Origin of the sequence: Micromonospora sp. NPDC049282, from assembly GCF_043197045.1 — a bacterium.
Classification (GTDB): Bacteria; Actinomycetota; Actinomycetes; order Mycobacteriales; family Micromonosporaceae; genus Micromonospora.
Genome location: NZ_JBICSL010000015.1, coordinates 85489 through 102269, shown reverse-complemented (window position 1 = coordinate 102269; position 16781 = coordinate 85489). Strand labels below are relative to the sequence as shown.

Genomic DNA, 16781 nt, shown 5'->3' with positions numbered 1-16781 from the left:
GGGCGCCTCGTCGCCGCGCTCCTCCTCCTGGGCCGGATGGAGTCGCCTGCGGGCGGGACGGGCGTCAGCCGCCGCGCACCCTCGGTCGGCGGTGGTCGGTCAGCCGCAGCCCGACGCCGCGTACCGCGACGACCGTGACCCCGGTGCCCAGCTCGTCGAGCTTGCGGCGCAGCCGCTTGGCCAGGGACTGCACGTCGGCGCGGCGCTGGGTCGGCGTGTCGTGCCAGACCGCGCGGTGCAGCTCGGCATAGCTCCACACCCGCACCGGCTCGGTGGTCAGGCAGGTCAGCAGGTCGCGTTCCAGCCGGGTGAGGGCGACCTCCCGGTCTCCCCAGCGGGCGGTGGACCGGGCCGCGTCGATCACCAACGCGCCGTCGGCCGCCGGCCCGGGCGCGTCGGGCGGGGGCACCCGCCTGACGTGCTCACCGGGGGCGATCAGCTCGCGTAGCTCGTCCAGGTCGGCGACCAGCAGCAACGGCGCCACGCCGTCCAGCAGCTCGGTGAGCCGCAGCCGCTCGGCCGGTGACGGCGTCACGCCGATGACCAGCGAGAACGGGTGCTCCGCCGGGTCGGTGTCGGCGGGCGTCGCGTTCGTGTCGTCCTGTGTCACCGCGCCCCCACCGTGACAATGACTGTCAACTGGGCCAACGATCCAAGGACCTGTTGGTGACAAGTTGCTCACGTACGGTCATTGATCGCCCTCTGCTGTCGATCATAGTGTCCACACAGGTGACCGGCGTAGACCCGCACGGCGCCTAGGGGGCCTGGGGGGTTCGTTTCAAACCGGTGTGACCAGTCGGGAGCGCAGTCTCCTGGCCCTTCTGTCATGGCTCGATCATCCGCGGGTCATCCTGGAGGAGGCAGCACCGATGCTGAGACATCCACGCAGAAGGGGTCTGGCCCGGCGGCTGGTGAGCGCGGGCGCCGCACTGGTCCTCGCCGCGACCGCGTTGGCCGCCACCGGCACTCCAGCGCAGGCCGGCACCGGCACCGGCGCGACCGCCGGCGACAAGATCCGCCCCGAACTCACCCGTCAGCTCCAGGGCAAGAGCGAGGGCGACTTCTGGATCCACTTCAAGGATCGGGCCGACCTGGGCAAGGCCACCGCGGTCAAGGACTGGAACCAGCGGGGCGCCGCGGTCGCCGCGACGCTGAAGAAGACCGCCGCCGACAGCCAGGCGAAGATCCGCGCCGAGCTGGACCGCTCGGGTACGACGTACCAGACGTTCTGGGCCACCAACGCCATCAAGGTCACCGGCGGCTCACTGACCATGGCGCAGAACTTCGCCGCCCACGCCGAGGTGGACGGCATCTACGCCCCGGTCGACTACAGGCTGCCGAAGACCACTCCCGGCACCGACGAGAAGTCGACGAACGCCCTGGAGTGGGGCATCGCCAACATCAACGCCGACGACGTCTGGTCCCAGTACGGCGTCAAGGGCGCCGGCATCACCGTGGCCAGCATCGACAGCGGCGTGCAGTTCAACCACCCGGCGCTGGTGAACTCCTACCGGGGCAACAACGGCGACGGCACCTTCGACCACAACTACAACTGGTACGACGCGGCCGGCGAGTGCGCCACCGCGCCGTGTGACTCCGACGGGCACGGCACCCACACCATGGGCACCATGGCCGGCTCGGACGGCGCCAACCAGATCGGCGTCGCCCCCGAGGTCAAGTGGATCGCCGCGAACGGGTGCTGCCCGACCGACGCCGCGCTGGTCTCCTCCGGGCAGTGGATGCTGGAGCCCACCGACCTGAACGGGCAGAACCCGGACGCCAGCAAGCGGCCGAACATCATCAACAACTCGTGGGGCACCACGCAGCCGTCCAACGAGCCGTTCATGGAGGACGTCACCGACGCCTGGACCGCCTCCGGCATCTTCGGCGTCTGGTCCAACGGCAACAACGGACCGTCCTGCCAGACCAGTGGCTCACCGGGCAGCCTGGCCAGCAACTACTCGGCCGGCGCCTACGACGTCAACAACAACATCGCCAGCTTCTCGTCCCGGGGCACCGGGCAGAACGGCGAGATCAAGCCGAACATCTCGGCGCCCGGCGTCAACGTCCGTTCCAGCGTGCCGAACAACTCGTACGCCAGCATCAGCGGCACCTCGATGGCGGCGCCGCACCTGGCCGGCGCGATCGCGCTGCTGTGGTCCGCGGCGCCCACCCTGGTCGGCGACGTCACGGCGACCCGCGCGCTGTTGAACGACACGGCGGTCGACAAGTCCGACACGCAGTGCGGTGGCACCGCGGACGACAACAACGTCTACGGCGAGGGCCGCCTCGACGCGCTCGCGCTGGTCGCCGCCGCCCCGGTCGGGGACAACGGCACCCTGGCCGGCAAGGTCACCGACGCCGGCGGCACCCCGATCGCCGGCGCGACGGTCACCCTGACCGGCGCGGCGGACCGGACGCTCACCACCGGCGCCGACGGGACGTACTCCTCGCTGCTGCCCGCCGGTGACTACCAGGTGGTCGTCTCGGCGTTCGGGTACGCGAGCCGGACGCTGAGCGCGACGGTCACCAAGAACACGACCACCACGCTCGACGTCGCGCTCAGCGCCGTCGCGAGCGTCACGGTCAGCGGACAGGTCACCGACGGCTCCGGCCACGGCTGGCCGCTGTACGCGAAGGTAAGCGTCGAGGGCACGCCGATCTCCGACTACACCACGCCCGCCACCGGCCGTTACAGCCTGAAGCTGCCGGCCGGGGCGACCTACCGGCTCAAGGTCGAGCCGCAGTACGCCGGCTACCTGCCGGTCACCAAGGAGGTCACGGTCGGCGCCGGCAACCTGACCGCGAACATCGCGGTGCCGGCGAACCCGGAGGCGTGCACCACCGCGCCCGGCTACACCGTCAGCTCCGACGGCGTGTACGAGACGTTCGACGGCACCGGCGTGCCGGAGGGCTGGTCCGTGGTGGACAACGCCGGCACCGGCCAGGTCTGGGAGTTCGACGACAAGGGCGAGCGCGGGAACCTGACCGGCGGCAGCGGCCACTTCGCCATCATCGACAGCGACAACTACGGCAGCGGCGGGCGGCAGGACACGTCGCTGGTCAGCCCGGTGGTCGACCTGACCGGGGTGAGCGCTCCGGTGATCCGGTTCAACCAGGACTACAACTGGCTGAACAGCGACCGCGCGGACGTCGACCTGAGCCTCGACGGCGGCACCACCTGGAGCAACGTGCTCCGGCAGGCCGCCGACGTGCGCAACAAGGTGACCGAGGTGCCGATTCCGCAGGCGGCGAACCAGTCGCAGGTGCGGGTGCGCTTCCACTACTACGAGGCCAGCTGGGAATGGTGGTGGGAGCTCGACAACGTGCTGATCGGCAGCAAGCTCGTCTGCAAGCCGGTCGACGGCGGCCTGGTGCTCGGCCACGTGCGCGACAAGAACGACAACGGCTACGTCAACGGCGCCACGGTGACCAGCAAGGACCGCCCGACGGAGAAGGCCACCACGGTCGCCACCCCGGACGACACCGAGCTGCCCGACGGCTTCTACTGGATGTTCTCCTCGCTGACCGGCACGCATCCGTTCACGGCCAGCGCCGGCAACTACGTGAGCCAGACCAAGCAGGTGGACGTCCAGACCGACTGGGCCACCGCGGCCAACTTCCAACTGGCCGCCGGCCGGCTGTCGGTGCAGCCGACGTCGCTGACCGGCACGGCCCGGATGCCCAGCGGCAAGGTCAGCAAGACGTTCACGGTGACCAACACCGGCGGGGCCCCGGTCAACGTCGAGTTCTCCGAACGTGACGGCGGGTTCGTGCTGCAACGCGCGGACGGCTCCCAGCTGTCCGAGCAGGCGCTGCTCGGCTCGACCGGCGCGCCGGCGCAGCGACTGACCGCGGCGACGTCGTTCGCGGCCCGTTCGTCCGGCAAGTCGGCCACGTCGGTCGCGCCGACCGCGCCGACCGCGGACCCGTGGACCGCCATCCCGGGCCACCCGGCGAACGTGATGGACAACCGGGTCGTCAACGTCGACGGCAAGGTCTACTCGATCGGCGGCGGTGACGGCACCACGTCCAGCACGAAGAACTACCGGTACGACCCGGTCGCGCAGACCTGGTCCGCCATCGCCGACCTGCCCGGCGCCCGTACCGCGATGACGGTCGGCGTGATCGACGGCAAGATCGTCGCCAGCGGCGGCTGGGGCGCCTCCGGCCCGGACGGCGCCACCTGGTCGTACGACCCGGCGGCGAACACCTGGACGCCGAAGGCGGCCAACCCGGCGCCACGGTCGGCGGCCGGGCAGGCCGTCGCGGGCGGCAAGCTCTACGCGATCGGCGGCTGCACCACGGCCAGTTGCCTGCCGATGTCCAACACGGTGGTCCGGTACGACCCGGGCGCGAACACCTGGGAGACCCTGCCGGCCTACCCGAAGTCGGTGGCGTTCCTGTCCTGCGGCGGGATCGACGGCACCGTCTACTGCACCGGCGGCAACGACGGCACGAACTCGCAGAAGGCCGGCTACGCCTTCGACCCGGGCGCCAACGCCTGGACCGCCATCCCGGACGCGCCGGCCGACAACTGGGCCTCCTCGTACGCGGTGGCGAACGGCAAGCTCCTGGTCGTCGGCGGGTCGCAGGGTGGCGCCATCACCAACGCCGGCTTCGCGTACGACCCGGCGACCGACTCCTGGGCCAACCTGCCCAACGCCAACGCCCCCCGCTACCGGGGCGGCGCGGCCTGCGGGTTCTACAAGGTCGGCGGCTCGTCGGGCGGCTTCACGGCCACCAAGGACAGCGAGGTCCTGCCCGGCTTCGGCGAGTGCTCCGAGGGCTCGGCCGACGTCAGTTGGTTGACGGTCGACAAGTCGAAGGTCACGCTGGCGCCCGGCGAGAAGGTCACGGTCACGGTCGGCATGACCGCGAACGTCGACCAGCCGGGCACCTACTCCGCGTCCGTCGCGATCAAGGAGGACACCCCGTACCCGGTGGCGCCGGTGACGGTCACCATGATCGCGCAGCCGCCGACCACCTGGGGCAAGTTGTCCGGGACGGTCACCGGCAGGAGCTGCCAGGGCGGCACCGCTCCGCTGCCGGGCGCGACCGTCCAGGTCGACTCCTGGGCGAGTTCCTACACGTTCACCACGGACGCCGACGGAAAGTACGCCTACTGGATGGACCGGCGTAACAACCCGCTCACGTTGATCGTCGCCAAGGACGGCTGGAAGCCCCAGACGCGCCAGACGAAGATCAACTCCAGCACGCCCACCGTGGAGGACTTCACCCTCTCCCCCACCCGCTGCTGACCCAGCGGCCCGACAGGTCCGGCCCGCCCGGTGCTCCCCACCGGGCGGGCCGCCCCACGCCCACCCCCTGGGGTTGATCAAGGAGTTTGCGTCGCGTGCCGGCGGCGCCCGGCACCCGAACCCCTTGGTCACGCCGAGCCCAGGACCCCGTGGGGACGGAGGGCGGGGTGGGGCGGGTCAGGAAGGGGCCAGGCGGAAGCCGACGCCTCGGACGGCGTGGATGGTGGCGCCGGCGTCCAGGCGGCCCAGCTTGTGCCGGATGCGGCGAACCACCGAGTGCATGTCGGAGCCCCGGCCGAGGTGGTCGTTGCCCCAGACCGTGCGGTGCAGCCGGGCGTACGTCCACACCTGGCCCGGGGTGCGGGCAAGGCAGATCAGCAGGTCGTGCTCCAGCGGCGTCAACCCGACCTCCCGTTCACGCCATCGCAACACCCGCCGGTCGGAGTCCACGGCCAACTCCGAACTCGGCGGACCGGCCGGCACTCCGGCGTCGACCGACGGGGCAGCGACCTCGACCGACGGGCCCTCGATCTCCATGTGCGCACCCCCGGGTGCCGCACGCAGGGCGGCAACTTCGGCAGGTGAAGCGTCGGCTTCGACGGGTGCGACGGCGTCGGGTGCCCGTGCGACCGCCGGCCGGCGGACCAGGTCGAGGAACCTGCGGGCCTGGTGGGCACTGGAGACGATCAGGAACGTCTCGGTGCCGCCGAGCAGTTGGGCGAGCTGCCGGCGCTCGGTCGCCGTGGTCGCGATGCCGATGACCAAGGACGGGATCGTTGTCATCCGTTCCCACCTTTCCGGCAGGCTGACGCAGCACCCGGCAATTACCACGCCGGTTTCGACGGCGGATCGGACCACCCACGGTTGCGGCACCTGGTGCGGCAGGTGACCTGAGACGAGCCGGAGCTGCTGTTTCGTGAGGCTTCGGGGCGAGCTACCGGGGATCATATAGCCGCCCAACGATGATTGGTATAGCAGTTAACATCGATGTAACTGCGTCCGGCAAGATGACCGGAGGAAATTGCGTCGCCCGGCCGTGGCCGGCCCGCGCCACGAGATGGAGTGGATGACCGGCCGGGCCGACGGTCACGTGTCAACAGGGGGCCCCGCCTCACCGCTCGGCAGCGCGTTAGCGATGAGTACGGGGCCGTACGCCGGTCTGATCGGCGTGACCACCCTCGTGCTGCGGCTGGCCGGTTCGACGCCGACCCGCGCGGACATCGCGGTCCGCTGCGCCGAGCTGGCCGAGGCGCTGCGGGGCCGCGACCGGGGGGTGGTGGTCTGCGACGTGTCCGCCGTGACCCGGCCCGACCTGGTCACGGTCGAGACCCTGGCCCGGCTCCGGCTGACCGCCCGACGGTTCGGCTGGCGGCTGGAGATCCGGGGCGCGAGCGTGGACCTAGGCGACCTGGCCGGCCTGCTCGGGCTGGCCGACGCCCTCCTCGAGCCGATCCGGCAGGCCGAAGAGCGGGAACAGGCGGTCGGTGTCGAGGAAGTGGTTGAGCGACGTGATCCGCCCCCCGGAGAGCCCGATCACGATCAGCGACCAGGGCACGTGCCCTGAGTCGGGGTCGCGCCGGTACTGCCCGAAGGCCGGCATGCCGTTGGCCGCCACGGGCACCAGGCGGGAGCCGCGGCAGCCGTTGCCCGTGCCGGTCATCCAGGCCGTGATGTGGTCGGGACCGCGCAGCCACAGCGGCACCGGCGGCATCGACAGCGTCGCGTCCTCGTGCAGCAGCTCGGTGAGCGCGGTGAGGTCGTACGCCTCGAACGCGCGCACGTAGCGGGCCAGCAGCGCCTGCTGCTCCTCGTCGAGCGGGCGGCGCGCCTCGGCGCCGGTGTCGGCGGACGCGATCGTGGCCCGCGCCCGTTGCAACGCGCTGTTCACGCTCGCCACCGACGTGTCGAGCAGCTCCGCGACCTCCTGGGCCGACCACGTCAGCACCTCGCGCAGGATGAGCACGGCCCGCTGCTTCGGCGGAAGGTGCTGCAACGCGGCGACGAACGCCAGCCGGACGGACTCCCGCCCGGCGACCACCTCGGCCGGGTCGCCGGCCGAGGTCAGCACCCGGTCGTCCGGCACCGGGCCGAGCCAGATCTGCTCCGGGCGCGGCTCGCCCGGGTGGGTCGCGGTGCCGCTGCCGGCCGGGCCGAGGTCCATCGGCCGGACCCGGCGCTGGGCGCTGGCGGCCATGTTCAGGCAGACGTTCGTCGCGATCCGGTAGAGCCACGTCCGCAGCGCGGACCGCCCCTCGAAGCGGTCGAAGTTGCGCCAGGCCCGGACGAACGTGTCCTGCACCGCGTCCTCGGCTTCGAACGCCGAGCCCAGCATCCGGTAGCAGTAGCCGGTCAGCTCCGGCCGGTACGCCTCAAGTCGCGTCTCCACGGGGACGCTCGCCACCTCGCTCACCTGTTCGAAACTAGACCACATGCTGCGCGAACGCGAGCACCCGGAACACGCGGGTGGCGCGCACCGATGAGTTCGCCGGGCGTGTCCGGTCCATGGTTCGTCACCACGGAACACCGAAGGAGCACCCGATGACCACCGTTGAGACCGACTCCCCCGGACGGTACGCCGACGTGAACGGCATCCGCCTCTACGTCGAGACGCACGGCGCCGGCCGGCCGATGATCCTGCTGCACGGCGGGCTCGGGTCCGGCGAGATGTTCACCGCGGTCCTGCCCATCCTGGCCGCCGAGCACCAGGTGATCCTGGTCGACCTGCAGGGGCACGGCCGCACCGCCGACGTCGACCGGCCGATCGACTTCGCGCTGATGGCCGACGACATCGCCGCGCTCATCGACCACCTCGGCCTGGACCGGCCGGACCTGGTGGGCTTCTCCCTCGGCGGCGGGGTGGCCATGCACGTGGCGTTCCGGCACCCGGAGAAGGTGGGCCGGCTGGTCTCCGCGTCGGCGAACATCCGCCGCGACGCCGTCTACCCGGAGATGCTCGCGCAGCAGGGCCAGGTCAACGGCGCGGCGGCCGAGTTCATGAAGGACACCCCGATGTACGAGCTGTACCAGCGGGTGGCTCCGCGCCCGGAGGACTTCCCCCGGCTGCTCGACAAGATCGGCGAGGCGATGCGGGAGGACTTCGACTTCACCGAGCAGGTCCGTGGCCTGCGGGTGCCGACGCTTGTGGTCGCCGCCGACGCCGACATGGCCCCGCCGAGCCACTACGTCGACGTGTTCAAGCTGCTCGACGGCGGGCTGCGCGACGGCGGCTGGACCGGCGAGGGACGGCCGGCGGGCGGGCACGCGCTGGCGATCCTGCCCGGCCTGTCCCACTACGACATCGTCGACTCCCCGCTCTTCGCCGCCGTCACGCTCGCCTTCCTCGACCAGGGCCGCTGAATTTCGATTGACCGGGCACCGAGCGAGTTCTACGGTCCCGCGATGCGCCCCGGAGAAGTTGTCGTCACGGTCCAGCAGGTGCGCGCCCTGATCGACGAGCAGTTCCCCGAATGGTCGGACCTGCCGATCGTCGCGCAGCCGTTGACCGGCACCGACAACGCGCTGTTCCGGCTCGGCGCTTCCCTGACGGCGCGGCTGCCGCGGGCACCGTGGGCGGTCGACCAGGTCGCGACCGACGCGACCTGGCTGCCGCGGCTGGCGCCGTACCTTCCGGTCCCGGTGCCGGTGCCGATCGCTGTCGGCGGGCCGGGCGGGGACTATCCGTGGCCGTGGACGGTCGTGCCCTGGCTGGACGGGCGTAACCCGGAAGCCGGGCAGGACCTCGCCGACCTCGCCGTCGATCTCGCCGACTTCGTGCTCGCGATGATCGGGATCGACCCGATGGGCGGTCCGGTGAAGGAGGGGATTCAGCGCGGCGTACCTCTGGTGCGGCGAGACGAACTGACCCGCCGGTCGATCGCGGCCCTGGGCGACCGGATCGACGGGCGGGCGGTGACCGCGGCATGGGACGAGGGGATGGCGGCGGACGAGTGGTCCGGGCCGCCGGTCTGGCTTCACGGTGATCTCCTGGAAGGCAATCTGCTGGTCGACCGGGGCAGGCTCACCGGGGTGATCGACTTCGGCGGTCTCGGCCGGGGCGATCCGGCGGTCGAGGTGCGGCCGGGCTGGAGCCTGTTCGACGCCCGGGCGCGGGCCGTCTACCGGGAGGCGCTCGGATTCGACGAGGCAACCTGGGTACGCGGGTGGGCCTGGATGCTGTCGGGCTCGCTCTACTGGCTGGCGGACCTGTGGGACTCGATCAGCGAGGACGACCGCGAGGACACGCTCCGCCACATCGACCACATCGTGCGTCACCGCCACGACTGACCGACCGCGCCCAGGGCCGTTGGCGGCCCGGGCGGTGAACTCGCCGCCGGAAAGGAGCCCACTTTTCTGCCTTGAAGCACGTAGATCTTGGTAGAAGTGGGCCCCTATGGGGGCCGATCCGTACCAAGATCTGAAGGCACGCTCTCGGACTGCCACCTGCGCAACGCGGTTTTGATCCGGCGGTTCTCGGGGGTCGCCAGGCGGAGCTGGCGGGACCGTTCGGCCAGCTCGTAGGCGAAGCGGTGCAGGACGGCGTCGACGTCCTCGATGCGGTAGCCGCGCCGCAGCCGCGACGTCAGCGGCAGCTCGACGGCCTGCCTACGACATCGCCTCCCAAGAGACATTGGCGGCTTCTCCGCTGCTCATTGAGCCGATACTCGACCCCTACCGGAACGCAGCACGGGAAGTTCGCACCGGATAAGTGGGTCAACGACGCACCCGGTGGCGCAGGTGAAGCACCCGATTACCCTGAATCACCACGTCAGGATCTTCCAACAGGTGCTGCGCGTGGACCGACCCGAAGTAGCGCTTGCCGGACCCGAACACGACGGGTACGACGTCCATGCGCACCTCGTCGACCAGGCCCGCGGCGAGCACCTGGCCCCCGACGTCGCCGGCGGCGACCTCGACCACCCGGTCACCCGCAAGCTCCTGCGCCCTGGCCACGGCCGCCTCGACGCCGTCGACGAAGTGGAACGGCGCCTCCGGGTCCCAGCCCTCAGGCGCCGGCCGGTGCGTCACGACGACCACGTGGTCGATCCCGCTCGGTGGCTTCCCGTCCCAGCCGTCCGTCAGGTCGAAGACGTGGCGGCCACAGATGGTCACCCCGATCTGGTCCCAGTAAGCACGAGTGTGGTCGTAGGAGGCTTGCGACACCGTCACCGCGCCGCTGGAGTCCAACGGGACGTCACCGTTGGACAACCAGTCGAACAGCGGTCCGGGCTGGTCGTGCTCGTCCGCGACGAAGCCGTCCACCGACACCGAGCCGTACATGACCACCTTGCCCACGGGCTCTCCTCTGCTCTGGCGGGCCCTCAAGTTAGCGCGTCATGAGCTGCCGTTCTTGTACGAAATCAATCGGCCGGCAGCGGCCAGCCGTCCAGCACGTGGCCGGGATGTTCGCGCAGGAACCGCCGCCGGACTTCGACGTACCGGGTCGGCGTGAGCCCGGTGAACGCCCGGAAATCGTGGCCGAAATGGGCCTGGTCGAAGTAGCCCGCGCGACTGGCGACGTCGCCCCAGTCGATCGGTGCGGCGGGGTCGATCGAGAAAAGGGTGGCGGCGAAGCGGTGGGTGCGGGCCAGCCGCTTCGGCGTGACGCCGATGAGCTCCTTGAACCGCTGTGCCAGATGAGTGCTGCTGACGCCGGCTGCCACGCTCAGGTCACCGATCACCACCGCCCCGCCGGTCGCCGCGATGACGCTGCTCGTATGGCGGACCAGCCCCAGGCCGGCGGTCTCGCACAGCCGTCGCATCAGCGCCTCCTCGAGCAGCGTCAGCATCTCGTGCGGTTCGTCCGCCATGGTCAGCCGGTCCCGCAGCTCGGCAACGGCGGGCCGGCCCCAGACCTGCTCCAGCGTCACCGGCCGGTCACACAGCTCGGCCGCGGGCATCGGCAGGAACGGCGCGAGGCCCCACGGCTTGACGTGCACGCCGACCGACCGGGTCTCCGGTGGATAGCCGAACTCGTAGGCGCGGGTGGGCATGGTTACCACGCAGCCGTCGGCGTACCCGGCCGCCTCGATGTCGGTGCCGGCGCGGATGCGGAACGGCGCCCCGAGGTTGACGATGAGCAACGCCGTGGGCGCCGGTGGCAGCGTCAGCCGGGCGTACGGCGGAGCGCCCTCCAGGTAGTAGAGGTCATCGATCAGCCCGTCCAGCGGCGGTCGCGGCACTCTGGACACGTACTCCACGCCCCCAGCATCGCCGAGGAGCCGGACAAGTCCGATGGGGCGCGCGGAGGCGCGGCATACGATTCGGCGGCGGGTTTCTCGCTGACCGTTCGCTCGGCCCGGGTCGCGGACGTCGCGCAGATGGCGTGTGTGCATGTTCGGTGCTGGCAGGAGACTGATTCGAACTGAGCCGAACCAGGAGGGATGGCATGAGCAGCCGGTTCGTGGTGGTCACCGGTGGCCCCGGCGCAGGCAAGACCACGCTTGTCGACGCACTGCGCCGTACCGGCCACGCCTGCGTGGAGGAGGCGGGCCGACAGGTCATCCAGGACCAGACGGCGATCGGCGGTCAGGCGACGCACACCCGGGACTCGCGCCTGTTCGCCGAGATCATGCTCAGTTGGGAGATCCGCTCCTACCGCCAGGCCCGCCAGCACCGCGGGGTCGTCTTCTTCGACCGGGGAATTCCGGACCTGGTCGGCTACCACCTCCTGCTCGGCCTCCCCGTTCCGGAGCATGTGACGGCCGCGGCGCGATTGTTCCGCTACCACCGGCGGGTGTTCATCGCTCCGCCCTGGCCGCAGATCTACACCACCGACAGCCAGCGACACCAGGACTTCGCCGAGGCGGTCCAGACCCACGAGGCGATGGTCACCGCCTACAGCGGACTCGGCTACGAACTCTGCACCCTGCCGCGCGATGACGTCGCCGCTCGCGTCGAGTACGTCCGGCGGCGGTGCCCACCACCTGCCTGACGGATTCGCCGTCCCCCGAACTCGCGACCGTCGCCACCACGGCGAGCCGACGTGCACCTTGCAGGATTGATATTCCACATCATCGGACCCGTGGAGATCTTGGAAGGAAACGGCCCTCATAGGGGCCCTTCCGTTCCAAGATCTCCCGTGCGGCAACGACCGGTCGGGCTACCGCCACTACGATGCGAGCGTGGCTCGGGTTCGGCGCACCCCGTGCCGGCTGGTCGCCGCCGCCGTGCTGGTGCTGCTGCTCGGCGGGGGTGTGGCCTGGGGGTCGACGACGCGTTGGGGCTGACTCACACCCCGGCGGACGTGCCGCCCGAGACGGCCGTCGCCGCGCCGCCCCACACAGCGGCCCCGGTGCCGCCGCTGACCTCGATCGTGGTGCCGGACCAGCTCCGCACGGTCAAGGCCGCTACCGCCGTGGCCGACGCGCTCGCCGCCCGGGGCCGCCCCCGCCCCACGGTCACGCCGACCGCCACAACCACCCCGCTAGCGAACACCGGCTCCGGCACGAACGGAACCGGCCCGAGCACGAGCACGGGCACGACCGGCCCGAACAGCACCGGCCTGAGCACGAGCACCGGCACGACCGGGGGTACCGGTAGGACGGGAACCGGTGTGACGGCTTCCCGCCCGCGGCGCAATCCCGTCGCGCTCCCCGACCCCGGATGCCACCATGTCGACATGCGTAAGATCCCCACGCTGTTCCGCCGCGACCCCGACGACCGCCGGCGCGTCCTGTCCGAGGCCGACCCCGAGTGCCGGTGGGTGCTCGACGGCGAGGGCGTCGCCACCCGCAAGTACGACGGCACCTGCGTGCTGCTCGACGAGAACGGCGACTGGTGGGCCCGGCGCGAGGTGAAGCCCGGCAAGGCGCAGCCGCCGGACTACCGGCCGATCATGACCGACGAGACCACCGGCAAGACCGTGGGCTGGGAGCCGATCGCCCAGTCGTCGTTCGCGGCGTTCCACGCCGAGGCCCTGGCCGCGCATCCCGGCGAGTTCCCGCACGGCACCTACGAGCTGATCGGCCCCAAGGTCAACGGCAACCCCGAGGGGGTACGCGGACACGAGCTGGTCGCGCACGCCGACGCCGAGCGGCTGGAGGTTCCCCGCGACGTCGAGGGCCTGCGCGAGTGGCTACTGGCCCACCCCGCGTACGAGGGCGTGGTCTGGCACCACCCGGACGGCCGGCGAGCCAAGCTGAAGCGCCGCGACTTCGCCTGACGGAGCGGAACACGTGATCAGGGCGGTCTTCTTCGACATCGGCGGAACGATCCTCGACGAGTCCCGCGAGTTCGCGGACTGGGCGGACTGGCTGGGCGTGCCCCGGCACACCTTCTCGGCGGTCTTCGGCGCGGTGATCGCCCGAGGGCAGGACTGGCAGGAGTCGTTCCGCACCTTCCGGCCCGACTTCGATCTCGCTGCCGAACTGGAGCGCCGGGCGGCTGCCGGCCGGCCGGAGGCGTTCGGCGAGGAGGATCTCCACTCCGACGCCCGATCCTGCCTGGCCGCCCTGAAGGAGCAGGGCCTGGTCGTCGGCCTGGCCGGCAACCAGCCGGCGCACGCAGAGGCGAGCCTGCGCGCGCTCGACCTTCCGGTGGACGTGATCGGCACGTCGCACGGGTGGGGCGTGGCGAAGCCGGCGCCGGCCTTCTTCGACCGGGTCGTCCGCGACGGCGGCGGCGACCCGTCCGCGATCCTCTACGTGGGCGACCGGCCCGACAACGACGCCCGCCCGGCCATGGCCGCCGGGATGCCGGCGTGCCTGATCCGGCGCGGCCCGTGGGGCCACATCCTCGACCTGCCGGCCGTCGCCGAGCGGTGCCTGTTCCGCATCAACTCGCTTGACGAACTCCCGACCCTGGTCGCGGCGCACAACGCGGCCGGACGCTCCTGAACCACCCGGCGCTCCAGGATCCCGCTCAGCGTTGAGGCGTTCCTTCCGCGCCGAGCCGAAACTCGCGCAGTGTGTGCCAGGAGTGAGGTTCGGGTGCCCCGGCAATGAGCCGGACCGTGTCGACGGTGGCGCGGATCGGCAGGTGGCCGGCGACAGCCTCGGCGGCTTCGGCCAGGACGTGCTTCGGAGCGTCATGGCCGACGGTCAGATGCGGTACGACGTCGGCGTGGGCGCCGGCGTACGGCGGAGCCTCGGGGAATCGCCGCCACACGGCCGCGGTGAGCAGGCGCAACCCGTCATCCGGCTGCGGCGAGAGCCAGATTACGGTGTCTCCGAACCACCTGACCTCGGCGAACGAGACGTCGAACCGCGGCGTGGCTTCGAAGATCCGACTCAGGGTGCTGAGCACGTCGTCGTCGATCCGGTCCGGGGGCAGGAACGGGTAGAGCACGGTCACGTGAGCGGGCACCCCCCATCCGGCGGCGGTGTCCAGAGCGGACCGGAAGTGCCCCACGGCCCGCTCGGTCTCGGGCACGGCGACGATCAGCGCAGTCTCTGTCGGCTCCATCGCCACAGCCTCTGATGATCGCTCCGGAGAGTCCACCGGAATTCGTGACCGGAGGGCGTCACCGCCCCGACGCGCGCACCACGGTCGACGACACGGCGGCCAGCTCGGGCCGCGCGGGCAGGAAGACCGTGGCGACGCCCAACGACTCGTTCATCCCGGCGAGCCGGTTCTCGGCCTGGAGATCGGTGGTGTTCCGCACGCCCCGGACGATCACCGCGACGTCGTGGTCACGGCAGTAGGCGGCGGTGAGCCCACTCCAGGCCGCGACCGTGACGGTGGTCCAGTCGGGCGGCAGGACGGCCCGGACGACGGCCGCCCGCTCTTCCTCGTCGGCGTCCGGATGCTTGTCGCCGTTCACCGCGACGAGCACGACCACCTCGTCGAAGAGGCCACGTGCCCGGTCCACCACGTCCAGGTGTCCGGGCGTGAACGGGTCGAAGCTGCCGGGATAGACCGCGCGCACGCGGTCGTCGGTGCCCATGACCCGACCCTAGGCGTCAGTTGTCGCGGGCTGAGTCATTCACGCCATCACGTTTGTAGGCGCCGCAGAGACCCGTCAGCCGGAGGCCAGCTCCGGCCGGTGCTCCTTGATCCACTTCTGCACGTCCGACTTGAGCCAGACCTTGCCCTGCACGAGGTCGGCCACCGGCTCGGGGAAGTTGCGATGGCTGGTGATGACGTAGACGCGCTGCTTGCTGATGCCACCGAGCATCACGCGGATCTCTGCTGCGCCCACCAGCTCCATAAGCCGGACGCTAGACAGATGACCCGACTCCTTGACTCGGGTCAACGCCTCGGTCACCGTATGGGGGTATGCCGACGTCGAACGGGACATCTCCGCAGATCCGCCCGCGCCCGGCGGTCCGACCGCACATCCCGAGCCGGCCGCTGTGGCTGTGCCGCATCTGCGCCGCCCCCTGGCCGTGCCAGCCGGCCCGGCTCCTCCTGCTGGTGGAGTACCGAACTGACCGCGCAGCCCTGTCGATCTACATGGCGGGATGTCTGTTCGACGCCACGGCGGATCTGCTGACGCTCAATCCGAACCCCGGGCCGAGCCCGAAGGACCTGTTCGACCGGTTCGTCGCGTGGACGGCCCGCGACTCGCGACCCCGCGCCGCGCCCCGACAGCCGCCGCCGAAGACCTAGCCGGCCAGGGCCAGGTCCGCGACCTCGGCGGCGCAGCCCCAGGACAGCGTCACCCCCGCCCCGCCGTGCCCGTACGCGTGCACCAGCCGCCCACCCCCGGGGTCCACCTCGACCCGGGGACCGCCGTGCCGGGCCGGCCGCAACCCGATCCGCTCCCCCAGCACCGGCGCGCCGGCCAACTGCGGCACCAGCGCGACACACCGGCGCCGGATCGCCGCCGCCGTCTCCGGATCGGGTCGGGTGTGCGGCACGCCGGGCTGGTAGGTGCCGCCGAGCACCACGTCGTGGCGGCGCGGGTGCACGTACGTGATGCCGGCCGGGTCGTCCTCGTCGCGCACCGAGACGGTCACGCCGGGGTTCGCCACCAGCAGGACGTGCCCGCGCACCGGGTACACGGCCGGGTCCGCGGCGAGCCGGCCGGCGGCCAGGCCGGTGGCGTTGACCACGGTCGGCGCGATCTCGTACGCCTCGGAGAGCTTGCGCAGCGGGCGGCGGACCACCTGCCCGCCGCCGGCCTCCACCTGCCGGTGCAGCCAGGTCAGGTAGCGGGTCATCTCCACGGTGGGGGCGGTGAACCGCAGCAGCGCCGTGTAGGGCGCGCCGGCCGCCTCGACCACCAGCCCGCCGCACGCGTCGGCCCACCACGGCGGCCCGGTGTACGGGCGGCGCAACCACATCCGGGTGGGCCGGTCGACCACCCCGGGCACGCCGTCGGCGGCCTGGCGGCGCAGCTCGGCGTGCGTGTCCCGGGCCCAGCGCAGCACCCGGGGGTCCTCCTCGGTGTGGCTCGGGTACCAGACCGCGGCGGCCACCGTGGACACGATGTCCGACGGGTCGTCGGCGGTCAGCACGGTGACCCGCGCACCGCGCCGCTGGAGCGTGACCGCCGTCGTCATCCCGATCACGCCCGCACCCACCACCGCCACGTCCGCTGCCGTCATGGTCCGCTCCCGCCACTCGTACCGTCGATGT

Annotated in this window: 18 protein-coding genes and 1 pseudogene; 8 read left to right on the top strand and 11 right to left on the bottom strand. The window is 71.5% G+C overall.

Features of this window, described 5'->3' with window-relative positions; genetic code table 11:
• Positions 1 to 64: 64 nt before the first annotated feature.
• Positions 65 to 610 carry a winged helix-turn-helix domain-containing protein gene (locus tag ACGFI2_RS23145; protein WP_393520554.1) on the bottom strand — a complete coding sequence of 182 codons (546 nt, stop codon included), beginning with the start codon at positions 608 to 610 and terminating at the stop codon, positions 65 to 67.
• A gap of 259 nt (positions 611 to 869) precedes the next feature.
• Here ACGFI2_RS23145 and ACGFI2_RS23140 point away from each other — a divergent pair, with 259 nt between their 5' ends.
• The gene (locus tag ACGFI2_RS23140; protein WP_393520552.1) at positions 870 to 5261 is read left to right on the top strand and encodes a S8 family serine peptidase; all 4392 of its coding nucleotides are present in this window, start codon (positions 870 to 872) and stop codon (positions 5259 to 5261) included.
• A 177-nt stretch (positions 5262 to 5438) separates the two neighbouring features.
• Here the strand turns inward: ACGFI2_RS23140 and ACGFI2_RS23135 are convergent, their stop codons facing one another.
• Positions 5439 to 6044, bottom strand: a complete 606-nt coding sequence (locus tag ACGFI2_RS23135) for a winged helix-turn-helix domain-containing protein (RefSeq protein WP_393520550.1) — start codon at positions 6042 to 6044, stop codon at positions 5439 to 5441.
• A 274-nt stretch (positions 6045 to 6318) separates the two neighbouring features.
• Between ACGFI2_RS23135 and ACGFI2_RS23130 the strand changes: the two are divergent.
• Positions 6319 to 6630, top strand: a pseudogene (locus tag ACGFI2_RS23130) (hypothetical protein); the annotation flags it as partial.
• Positions 6631 to 6660: 30 nt separating this feature from the next.
• Here ACGFI2_RS23130 and ACGFI2_RS23125 read toward each other — a convergent pair.
• Positions 6661 to 7692 carry a sigma-70 family RNA polymerase sigma factor gene (locus ACGFI2_RS23125; protein ID WP_393520548.1) on the bottom strand — a complete coding sequence of 344 codons (1032 nt, stop codon included), beginning with the start codon at positions 7690 to 7692 and terminating at the stop codon, positions 6661 to 6663.
• A 107-nt stretch (positions 7693 to 7799) separates the two neighbouring features.
• Here ACGFI2_RS23125 and ACGFI2_RS23120 point away from each other — a divergent pair, with 107 nt between their 5' ends.
• Both ACGFI2_RS23120 and ACGFI2_RS23115 read left to right on the top strand, forming a co-directional pair.
• Entirely contained in the window at positions 7800 to 8618 is an 819-nt protein-coding gene (locus ACGFI2_RS23120; protein WP_393520546.1) for an alpha/beta fold hydrolase, read from the top strand.
• A gap of 42 nt (positions 8619 to 8660) precedes the next feature.
• Positions 8661 to 9545 (top strand): aminoglycoside phosphotransferase family protein, encoded by an 885-nt coding sequence (locus ACGFI2_RS23115; RefSeq protein ID WP_393520544.1) that lies wholly within the window; start codon positions 8661 to 8663, stop codon positions 9543 to 9545.
• A 104-nt stretch (positions 9546 to 9649) separates the two neighbouring features.
• On the opposite strand, the gene ACGFI2_RS23110 is transcribed toward ACGFI2_RS23115, so the two are convergent.
• The 3 genes from ACGFI2_RS23110 to ACGFI2_RS23100 form a co-directional block, all read right to left on the bottom strand.
• Positions 9650 to 9889 carry a hypothetical protein gene (locus ACGFI2_RS23110; RefSeq protein WP_393520542.1) on the bottom strand — a complete coding sequence of 80 codons (240 nt, stop codon included), beginning with the start codon at positions 9887 to 9889 and terminating at the stop codon, positions 9650 to 9652.
• 82 nt (positions 9890 to 9971) lie between these two features.
• Entirely contained in the window at positions 9972 to 10553 is a 582-nt protein-coding gene (locus ACGFI2_RS23105; protein ID WP_393520540.1) for a dihydrofolate reductase family protein, read from the bottom strand.
• 65 nt (positions 10554 to 10618) lie between these two features.
• Entirely contained in the window at positions 10619 to 11458 is an 840-nt protein-coding gene (locus ACGFI2_RS23100; RefSeq protein WP_393520538.1) for a helix-turn-helix domain-containing protein, read from the bottom strand.
• A 188-nt stretch (positions 11459 to 11646) separates the two neighbouring features.
• On the opposite strand from ACGFI2_RS23100, the gene ACGFI2_RS23095 reads away from it, so the two are divergent.
• Positions 11647 to 12192, top strand: a complete 546-nt coding sequence (locus ACGFI2_RS23095; protein ID WP_393520536.1) for an AAA family ATPase — start codon at positions 11647 to 11649, stop codon at positions 12190 to 12192.
• A gap of 296 nt (positions 12193 to 12488) precedes the next feature.
• Here ACGFI2_RS23095 and ACGFI2_RS23090 read toward each other — a convergent pair whose 3' ends face one another.
• Positions 12489 to 12782, bottom strand: coding sequence for a hypothetical protein (locus tag ACGFI2_RS23090; RefSeq protein WP_393520534.1), 294 nt, complete (start codon positions 12780 to 12782; stop codon positions 12489 to 12491).
• A 97-nt stretch (positions 12783 to 12879) separates the two neighbouring features.
• On the opposite strand from ACGFI2_RS23090, the gene ACGFI2_RS23085 reads away from it, so the two are divergent.
• The gene (locus ACGFI2_RS23085; RefSeq protein WP_393520532.1) at positions 12880 to 13422 is read left to right on the top strand and encodes a hypothetical protein; all 543 of its coding nucleotides are present in this window, start codon (positions 12880 to 12882) and stop codon (positions 13420 to 13422) included.
• Between the two features lie 13 nt (positions 13423 to 13435).
• The gene (locus tag ACGFI2_RS23080; RefSeq protein ID WP_393520530.1) at positions 13436 to 14095 is read left to right on the top strand and encodes an HAD family hydrolase; all 660 of its coding nucleotides are present in this window, start codon (positions 13436 to 13438) and stop codon (positions 14093 to 14095) included.
• 25 nt (positions 14096 to 14120) lie between these two features.
• Here the strand turns inward: ACGFI2_RS23080 and ACGFI2_RS23075 are convergent, their stop codons facing one another.
• The 3 genes from ACGFI2_RS23075 to ACGFI2_RS23065 form a co-directional block, all read right to left on the bottom strand.
• On the bottom strand, positions 14121 to 14663 hold the full coding sequence (locus tag ACGFI2_RS23075; protein WP_393520528.1) for a 2'-5' RNA ligase family protein: 543 nt from the start codon (positions 14661 to 14663) through the stop codon (positions 14121 to 14123).
• Positions 14664 to 14721: 58 nt separating this feature from the next.
• A complete protein-coding gene (gene coaD, locus ACGFI2_RS23070; RefSeq protein WP_393520526.1) occupies positions 14722 to 15144 on the bottom strand; it encodes a pantetheine-phosphate adenylyltransferase in 423 nt (140 codons plus the stop codon).
• Between the two features lie 75 nt (positions 15145 to 15219).
• Entirely contained in the window at positions 15220 to 15408 is a 189-nt protein-coding gene (locus ACGFI2_RS23065) for a hypothetical protein (protein WP_393520524.1), read from the bottom strand.
• A gap of 68 nt (positions 15409 to 15476) precedes the next feature.
• Here ACGFI2_RS23065 and ACGFI2_RS23060 point away from each other — a divergent pair, with 68 nt between their 5' ends.
• Positions 15477 to 15809: a hypothetical protein gene (locus ACGFI2_RS23060; protein WP_393520522.1), complete on the top strand. Its 333-nt coding sequence runs from the start codon at positions 15477 to 15479 to the stop codon at positions 15807 to 15809.
• Here ACGFI2_RS23060 and ACGFI2_RS23055 read toward each other — a convergent pair.
• Positions 15806 to 16750 (bottom strand): FAD-dependent oxidoreductase, encoded by a 945-nt coding sequence (locus tag ACGFI2_RS23055; RefSeq protein ID WP_393520520.1) that lies wholly within the window; start codon positions 16748 to 16750, stop codon positions 15806 to 15808. The two genes, ACGFI2_RS23060 and ACGFI2_RS23055, sit on opposite strands and share 4 nt — an antisense overlap.
• Positions 16751 to 16781 lie beyond the last annotated feature (31 nt).

Excerpts from the sequence above, each read along its gene's own strand:
- ACGFI2_RS23140 (WP_393520552.1), top strand. The coding sequence starts at position 870 with ATGCTGAGACATCCACGCAGAAGGGGTCTGGCCCGGCGGCTGGTGAGC.
- ACGFI2_RS23135 (WP_393520550.1), bottom strand. The coding sequence starts at position 6,044 with ATGACAACGATCCCGTCCTTGGTCATCGGCATCGCGACCACGGCGACC.
- ACGFI2_RS23125 (WP_393520548.1), bottom strand. The coding sequence starts at position 7,692 with ATGTGGTCTAGTTTCGAACAGGTGAGCGAGGTGGCGAGCGTCCCCGTG.
- ACGFI2_RS23120 (WP_393520546.1), top strand. The coding sequence starts at position 7,800 with ATGACCACCGTTGAGACCGACTCCCCCGGACGGTACGCCGACGTGAAC.
- ACGFI2_RS23115 (WP_393520544.1), top strand. The coding sequence starts at position 8,661 with ATGCGCCCCGGAGAAGTTGTCGTCACGGTCCAGCAGGTGCGCGCCCTG.
- ACGFI2_RS23110 (WP_393520542.1), bottom strand. The coding sequence starts at position 9,889 with ATGTCTCTTGGGAGGCGATGTCGTAGGCAGGCCGTCGAGCTGCCGCTG.
- ACGFI2_RS23095 (WP_393520536.1), top strand. The coding sequence starts at position 11,647 with ATGAGCAGCCGGTTCGTGGTGGTCACCGGTGGCCCCGGCGCAGGCAAG.
- ACGFI2_RS23085 (WP_393520532.1), top strand. The coding sequence starts at position 12,880 with ATGCGTAAGATCCCCACGCTGTTCCGCCGCGACCCCGACGACCGCCGG.
- ACGFI2_RS23075 (WP_393520528.1), bottom strand. The coding sequence starts at position 14,663 with ATGGAGCCGACAGAGACTGCGCTGATCGTCGCCGTGCCCGAGACCGAG.
- coaD (WP_393520526.1), bottom strand. The coding sequence starts at position 15,144 with ATGGGCACCGACGACCGCGTGCGCGCGGTCTATCCCGGCAGCTTCGAC.
- ACGFI2_RS23065 (WP_393520524.1), bottom strand. The coding sequence starts at position 15,408 with ATGGAGCTGGTGGGCGCAGCAGAGATCCGCGTGATGCTCGGTGGCATC.
- ACGFI2_RS23060 (WP_393520522.1), top strand. The coding sequence starts at position 15,477 with ATGCCGACGTCGAACGGGACATCTCCGCAGATCCGCCCGCGCCCGGCG.
- ACGFI2_RS23055 (WP_393520520.1), bottom strand. The coding sequence starts at position 16,750 with ATGACGGCAGCGGACGTGGCGGTGGTGGGTGCGGGCGTGATCGGGATG.